The sequence below is a fragment of the Mesorhizobium sp. M5C.F.Ca.IN.020.29.1.1 genome (assembly GCF_003997375.1).
GTDB classification, from domain to species: Bacteria; Pseudomonadota; Alphaproteobacteria; order Rhizobiales; family Rhizobiaceae; genus Mesorhizobium; species Mesorhizobium wenxiniae.
The window spans coordinates 1-6,711 of record NZ_RZSW01000343.1; the positions used below are offsets into that span (position 1 = coordinate 1).

Genomic DNA, 6,711 nt, shown 5'->3' on the forward strand with positions numbered 1-6,711 from the left:
CCTTCTGGGCTTCCTGGATGGCTACGACAAGAGCGCCGCTCCGACCCTGACGATCTCGATCCCGAGCGGTTCGGCCAACGAGATCGCCGCGACCGCGGCCGGTCGCGATTTCGCCAGACTTGCGATTGCCAGCGGCATCAGCCGGAACCGGATCGTCATGACCAGCTACCAGTCGGTTTCGGCCGAAGCGTCGGCGCCGATCCGCGTCGCCTATGTCTCGGTGAAGGCCCAGACCGACAGCTGCGGGCGCTGGCCCGAAGACCTGCTGCAGACCTCGGAAAACAAGCACTATGCCGATTTCGGCTGCTCGTATCAGAACAATCTTGCCGCCCAGATGGTAAATCCGACCGATCTGCTCGGACCGCGCAAGCAATCCGATATCGACGCGGAAAATCGCGGCGCGGTGATCGACGTCTACCGCCAGAGAGGCATTTCGGAAGAGTTCTTCGGCAATTCGGAAGTTGAGTATTGAGCTTGAGCCGCGCCAGTCACGGAAAGAAATGAGAATGAGCAATCTTGCCTACGACACAGCGGTAGCTGGCGGCGAAACCTCGCAGCAGGACATCGCCGCCATGCAGGCGTTGCGGCCGATTCCGCGCATCTCGATTCAGGCATTTTGCGAGACCGAGGGCGTTGCCAATCCGGTCGAGCGCGCCGGCGAGGATCGTCGCATGGCGAAGGCCCATCTGAAGGTCCATATGGGCGGCATCGCCACCGCCATCGAATTCTACCAATCGGCGCCGACACCGAACCTGATCCTGCTGGAATCGCGCAGCGAGCCGACGCAATTGCTCGCGCAGCTCACGCAGCTCTCCGAATATTGCGATCCGACCTCGAAGGTCGTGGTCATCGGCCACTACAATGACGTCGGGCTTTATCGCGAGCTCATCCGCTCCGGCATTTCCGAATATGTCATCGCGCCGGTGTCGATGGCCGATATCGTCAGCGTGATATCGACGATTTTCGTTGATCCGGAAGCCGAGCCGATCGGCCGCTCGATCGCCTTCATCGGCGCCAAGGGTGGCGTCGGCTCCTCGACTATTTCCCACAATGTGGCTTGGGCGATGTCGTCGCTGTTCAAGTCCGAAGTGGTTGTCGCCGATCTCGACCTGGCTTTCGGAACGGCCAACATCAATTTCGATCAGGATCCCGCGCAAGGCATTGCCGAAGCCGTATTCTCACCGGAGCGCCTCGATGAGGTCTATCTTGATCGGCTGCTTGCCCAGTGCGCCCAGCATCTGTCGCTGCTTGCAGCGCCTTCAACGCTCGAGCGGGTCTACGATTTCGATCCCGACGCTTTCACGCAGCTTATCGACACGGCGCAGCGCAGCGTGCCGCTTCTGGTGCTCGATGTTCCGCACGTCTGGACGGGATGGACCAAAAACATACTGGTCAAGGCCGACGAGATCGTGATCACGGCGACGCCGGAGCTGGCCAATCTGCGCAACACCAAGAATCTGGTCGACATGTTCAAGCGGCTTCGCCCGAACGATCCACCGCCGAAGCTGATCATCAATCAGGCCGGCGTGCCAAAGCGTCCGGAGATTGCGTCATCCGACTTCGCCGACTCGCTCGGCCTGTCGCCGATGTCGGTTCTTCCTTTCGAGCCGCTGCTGTTCGGAAACGCCGCCAACAACGGGCGTATGCTCGGCGAAATGGATGCCAAGAACCCGGTTGTCAGCACGGTCAACGAGATTGCGCATGTGCTGACCGGGCGCAGCGAAATCAAGGCAAGAAAGAAAGCGGGCCTCGGCAATTTCCTTGGCAAGCTCTCGCGCAGCAAGAAGTGATGCTTCCGGAGCGGAATTGGTAATCGATCATGTTTGGTAAAAGAGGCAGCGACGACGGCAGCCGGTTCACCCCGGAATTCCGTCAGCCGGCACCTGCGCCTGCCGCGCCGGCGGCAAATCCTGCGGAAACGGCGGTTCTTGCCAAGCCCGCACCGCCGCCGTCGCTTGGCGCGTCTGCCGCGCCGCCGCCCGTGCGACGTGCGGTCGAGGCGCCGCCATTGGCGCCGGAGCCGAAAAAGATTCAGCGCCAAAAGAGCGAAACCTACTACGACACCAAGAGCCAGGTATTTGCCGCTCTCATCGACACCATCGACCTGTCGCAGCTCGCCAAGCTCGATCCCGAAAGCGCACGCGAGGAAATCCGCGACATCGTCAACGACATCATCGCGATCAAGAATTTCGCGATGTCGATTGCCGAGCAGGAAGAACTGCTCGAGGACATCTGTAATGACGTGCTGGGTTACGGGCCGCTGGAGCCATTGCTCGCTCGCGACGACATCGCCGACATCATGGTCAACGGTTCCAAGAACGTCTACATCGAGGTCAACGGCAAGGTCGAGCAGACCGGCATTCGTTTCCGCGACAACCAGCAGCTCCTCAACATCTGTCAGCGCATCGTCAGCCAGGTGGGCCGCCGCGTCGATGAATCGAGCCCGATCTGCGACGCGCGTCTTCCCGATGGTTCCCGCGTCAACGTCATCGCGCCGCCGCTCGCCATCGACGGCACAGCGCTCACCATCCGCAAGTTCAAGAAGGACAAGCTGACGCTCGATCAGCTGGTCAAGTTCGGCGCCATTTCGCCGCACGGCGCCGAGATTCTCAAGATTATCGGCCGCGTCCGCTGCAACATCGTCATTTCAGGCGGCACCGGCTCGGGCAAGACGACGCTGCTCAACTGCCTGACCAACTATATCGACCGCGAGGAGCGCGTCATCACCTGCGAGGACTCGGCCGAGCTGCAACTGCAGCAGCCGCATGTCGTGCGTCTGGAAACCCGCCCGCCCAACCTCGAGGGCGAGGGCGAGGTGACGATGCGCGACCTGGTCAAGAACTGCCTGCGCATGCGGCCCGAGCGCATCATCGTCGGCGAAGTGCGCGGACCTGAAGTGTTCGATCTTCTGCAGGCGATGAACACCGGCCATGACGGCTCGATGGGCACGATCCACTCGAACAGTCCGCGCGAATGCCTGAACCGTATCGAATCGATGATCGCTATGGGCGGCTACACGCTGCCGCAGAAAACCGTGCGTGAGATCGTGGTTGGTTCGGTGGACGTGATCATCCAGGCTGCACGCCTGCGCGACGGATCACGTCGCATCACCCACATCACCGAGGTGATTGGAATGGAGGGCGACGTCATCATCACGCAGGACATCGTCCTCTACAACATAAAGGGCGAAGACGCGAACGGCAGGCTGCTGGGTGAGCACGTGTCGACAGGTATTGGTCGCCCGCACTTCTGGGAGCGCGCCCGCTATTATGGCGAGGAACAGCGCCTCGCCAATGCGCTCGAGGCGATGGAGAAACGCGCTGACTGATGTGTCTGGAAGCGTAGGGGCCGGAATCGATGTTCGGAATTGACGGCACCGTATTGGCATTCATCGTGCTCGCCGGCTTCAGCGCCGGCGCGGTCGCCTATGCTTTTCTGTTCAATCGGATCAGCACCGAGAAGCAAGTCGGCAGGCGGCTTGAAACGATCAAGACCGCCGAGACGGATGGTGCCGTCGTCAAGGCCTCGCGCGATCGCATGGCGGAAGCGGCCAAGCGGCGAAAATCGGTCCAGGATTCGCTGAAGGATCTCGAACAGAAGCAAAAAACCAACCAGAGCATCGTCAAAAAGCCGCCACTGAAGGCTCAGATCCGTCAGGCGGGCATGAAGTTCTCACTTGAGCGCTTCTATCTCTACTCGGCGGTTTGTGGCGTCGCCCTGACGTTTCTTGCCTATTTCATCGGCGCGCCGTTGTTTGTCTTGCCGGGTGCGCTGCTGGTCGGTGCTCTCGGCCTGCCACGCTGGTTCGTCTCGTTTTGCCGCGCCCGCCGGGTCAAGGCATTCCTCAACGAATTTCCGAACGCGCTCGACATCATCGTGCGTGCGGTCAAATCCGGCCTGCCGCTAAACGACGCCGTCCGCCTGATCGCCAACGAATCCCCTGAACCGGTCAAGACCGAGTTCCGCCGCATCGTCGATTCGCAGCAGATGGGCCTGTCGATCCCCGACGCCAGCATGCGCATGGCTGAGACGATGCCGTGCACGGAAGCGAGCTTTTTCGGCATCGTCATCCAGATCCAGTCCCAGGCCGGCGGCAATCTTTCCGAGGCGCTGGGCAATCTTTCGCGCGTGCTTCGCGACCGCAAGAAAATGAAGGCCAAGGTCCAGGCGCTGTCCATGGAAGCGAAGGCGTCCGCCGTGATCATCGGCGCGTTGCCTTTCGTCGTCGCCTTTCTCGTCTACCTGACAAGCCCGAACTACATCATGCCTCTGTTTACCACCAACGTCGGCAATCTGATCCTCGGCTGCTCGGCGGTCTGGATGGGGATCGGCATCCTGGTGATGCGCAAGATGATGAACTTCGAAGTTTAGGATTTCGAGCGCATGACTGAGAACGTCGTCAAAACCCTTACCGATCCGGCATTTCTGATTGCCTTGCTGGTTGGCATCGCCGTGTTTGCGACCGTCTTTACGCTGCTGCCTGCCTTTGGCGGAAACCAGCTCAAGGCGCGCATGAAATCCGTGGCGCTGGAGCGCGACGAATTGCGCGCCAAGCAGCGTGCGCGGCTTGCGATCGAGGCCGATCGCCGCCGCAAGGGCCTCCGCGAGGAACAGTCGATCGGCATGCGCAACATTGTCGACCGGTTGGACCTGAGGCGCGCCCTGGCCGATGAAGGCACCTTGCAGAAACTCAAGGTGGCGGGCTTTCGCGGGCAGAATCCGCTGACGCGGTTTCTTTTCTTCCGTCTGGTCCTGCCCTTTGTCGGCTTTGCGCTGGCCGCGATGTATCTGTTCGTGCTCGGGGGGTTGCCGGAGCAGCCGCCTCTCATCAAATTGTTCGTCTGTATCGTCGTCGCCTATGCGGGTTTTTACGCGCCGGTGCTCTATGTCAACAACCGCGCCACCAAACGCAAGCAGTCGATCCAGATGGCGTGGCCGGACGCACTCGATCTGATGCTGATCTGCGTCGAATCCGGCATGTCCGTGGAGGCGGCGTTTCGTAAGGTCGCGGACGAGATCGGCGCGCAATCGGTGGCACTTGCCGAAGAGTTCATCCTGACCAATGCCGAGCTTTCCTACTTGCAGGAACGCAAGCAGGCTTACGAAAACCTTGCAAGCCGCACCGGCCTGGAGTCGGTCAAGTCGGTGTCACAGGCGCTGGTGCAGGCCGAGCGCTACGGCACGCCGGTGGCGCATGCGCTGCGCGTGCTTGCCGGCGAAAGCCGCGACATGCGCATGAACGCCGCCGAGAAGAAAGCCGCGGCTTTGCCGCCGAAGCTCACTGTGCCGATGATACTGTTCTTCCTGCCCGTGCTGTTTGCCATCATTCTAGGCCCCGCCGGCATCCAGGTGAGCCAGCGCGGCATCTTCGGCGACCAGCCGACGTCGAGCAGCCAATAGCCTCGCCAGGCGACAACACCTGCGAAAGCCGCGGTGCTGATGCAACGCGGCTTTGTATTTCAAGCATGTCGATGAGCTGAGGGAACTGGCAGGTTTGAGCAAAGCCAGCGTGGTCAATTGGTGGCAGGCTTTGCCTTGTCTTGGTCCTTGAGCTGGCTCCAGGCGTTCTGCTGGGCGAGCATCTGGCGAAGGTAAGTCACGTTCGCCTGCGCCTGTTCGGCCGAAAGCTCCTGGGAGGCGATCTTCTCGGCTTCGTCGAAGCGGCCCTGCAGGCCGACGACCAACGCCAGGTTCTGGCGGACGCGGCTGTCGGCGTTCGGCTGCTGGGCGGCCGAGCGCATATAGGTTTCGGCAGTGCGCAGATCACCTTCCAGCACATAGGACATGCCGAGATTTGAAAGGATTGAAGGTTCGTTCGGCTTGAGGTCAAGCGCCTTGCGGTAATTCTGGCGCGCCTCATCTCTCTGGCCAAGCTGGTCGAGAATCGCGGCTTCCGCCGATACCAGCTTCCAGTCGGGATATTCCGGTGTCTGCGCGCGGCGCACCGCGTCGAGCGCCGGCTCGAACTGCCCGTTGGCGGCCAGTGCCTTGCCATAGGCGGCGAGCACGTCGCGGTCCTTCGGCAGGGCGATCGCCAGTTTGCGCATCACCGCGAGCGATTGGTCGACGTCGCCATCCATTTGCAGCGCCGCGGCATAATTCGTCGCGATCCGCTTGTCGTTGGGGTTCTTGGCGTAGGACTGACCGAGCGCGATCGTCGCCTTGTGCAACTCGCCGGCCGACATGGTTTCCAGTGGCTTTCCGCTGGTGCGTCCGATCGAGCCGGTCGTCAGCTTGCTGGTCCCGCAGCCTGCAACGCTTGCAGCGAGCGCCATTATGAACGCCGTAGTTATCAGCCGCTTCCCCGTGGCGTTCGTCATGCGGTTGGTCGGCATCTGCACCAGGGCCTCCATTCGTAAACGTGGCCGTTCCGTGGCCATCTTCCCTCCCGCAGAAATATTCTGTTAACCCTAACGGACAGTTAAAAAGCGCCGACTCGGAAGCCGGAGACCATCGAATGCCAGTCGAACTCATCGGGAGAAAACTGAAGACCGCGCTGCCGGTTCACCTGGTGGCGAAGGATAGGCTGGATGCAGCGGATTTTGCCTCGTCCACGCTCGCCTGGGCCAAGGCCAACGGCTTTTCCGGTGAGGCCGGCAGGACGCTGCTCATACCCGGCGAAAACGGCGCGCTTGCCGGAGCACTGTTCGGCACGGGCGATGGCGAAGGCGCGCTCGCCATCGGCGGGCTGGCGAGAGCCTTGCCCGAAGG

Annotated in this window: 6 protein-coding genes and 1 pseudogene; 6 read left to right on the forward strand and 1 reads right to left on the reverse strand. The window is 61.4% G+C overall.

All coding sequences use genetic code 11. From position 1 onward, the window contains the following. The 5 genes from EOA85_RS23455 to EOA85_RS23475 form a co-directional block, all read left to right on the forward strand. On the forward strand, nt 1-472 hold a 472-nt coding region (locus EOA85_RS23455; protein ID WP_164759825.1), incomplete at its 5' end, for a CpaD family pilus assembly lipoprotein. A 28-nt stretch (nt 473-500) separates the two neighbouring features. Next, on the forward strand, nt 501-1,790 hold the full coding sequence (locus EOA85_RS23460; RefSeq protein ID WP_127211352.1) for a CpaE family protein: 1,290 nt from the start codon (nt 501-503) through the stop codon (nt 1,788-1,790). 29 nt (nt 1,791-1,819) lie between these two features. Beyond that, nucleotides 1,820-3,328 carry a CpaF family protein gene (locus EOA85_RS23465; RefSeq protein WP_127211353.1) on the forward strand — a complete coding sequence of 503 codons (1,509 nt, stop codon included), beginning with the start codon at nt 1,820-1,822 and terminating at the stop codon, nt 3,326-3,328. A 29-nt stretch (nt 3,329-3,357) separates the two neighbouring features. Beyond that, a complete protein-coding gene (locus tag EOA85_RS23470; protein WP_127211354.1) occupies nt 3,358-4,371 on the forward strand; it encodes a type II secretion system F family protein in 1,014 nt (337 codons plus the stop codon). Between the two features lie 12 nt (nt 4,372-4,383). Beyond that, nucleotides 4,384-5,400 (forward strand): type II secretion system F family protein, encoded by a 1,017-nt coding sequence (locus EOA85_RS23475; RefSeq protein WP_065005866.1) that lies wholly within the window; start codon nt 4,384-4,386, stop codon nt 5,398-5,400. 113 nt (nt 5,401-5,513) lie between these two features. On the opposite strand, the gene EOA85_RS23480 is transcribed toward EOA85_RS23475, so the two are convergent. Then, nucleotides 5,514-6,335, reverse strand: coding sequence for a tetratricopeptide repeat protein (locus EOA85_RS23480; RefSeq protein WP_127211355.1), 822 nt, complete (start codon nt 6,333-6,335; stop codon nt 5,514-5,516). 122 nt (nt 6,336-6,457) lie between these two features. Between EOA85_RS23480 and EOA85_RS23485 the strand changes: the two are divergent. Continuing rightward, a pseudogene (locus EOA85_RS23485) lies at nt 6,458-6,711 on the forward strand (leucyl aminopeptidase family protein); the annotation flags it as partial.

What these genes read in the sequence shown, in the direction of transcription:
- EOA85_RS23480 (WP_127211355.1), bottom strand. Translation starts at nt 6,335, where the DNA reads ATGCCGACCAACCGCATGACGAACGCCACGGGGAAGCGGCTGATAACT.
- EOA85_RS23470 (WP_127211354.1), top strand. Translation starts at nt 3,358, where the DNA reads ATGTTCGGAATTGACGGCACCGTATTGGCATTCATCGTGCTCGCCGGC.
- EOA85_RS23465 (WP_127211353.1), top strand. Translation starts at nt 1,820, where the DNA reads ATGTTTGGTAAAAGAGGCAGCGACGACGGCAGCCGGTTCACCCCGGAA.
- EOA85_RS23475 (WP_065005866.1), top strand. Translation starts at nt 4,384, where the DNA reads ATGACTGAGAACGTCGTCAAAACCCTTACCGATCCGGCATTTCTGATT.
- EOA85_RS23460 (WP_127211352.1), top strand. Translation starts at nt 501, where the DNA reads ATGAGAATGAGCAATCTTGCCTACGACACAGCGGTAGCTGGCGGCGAA.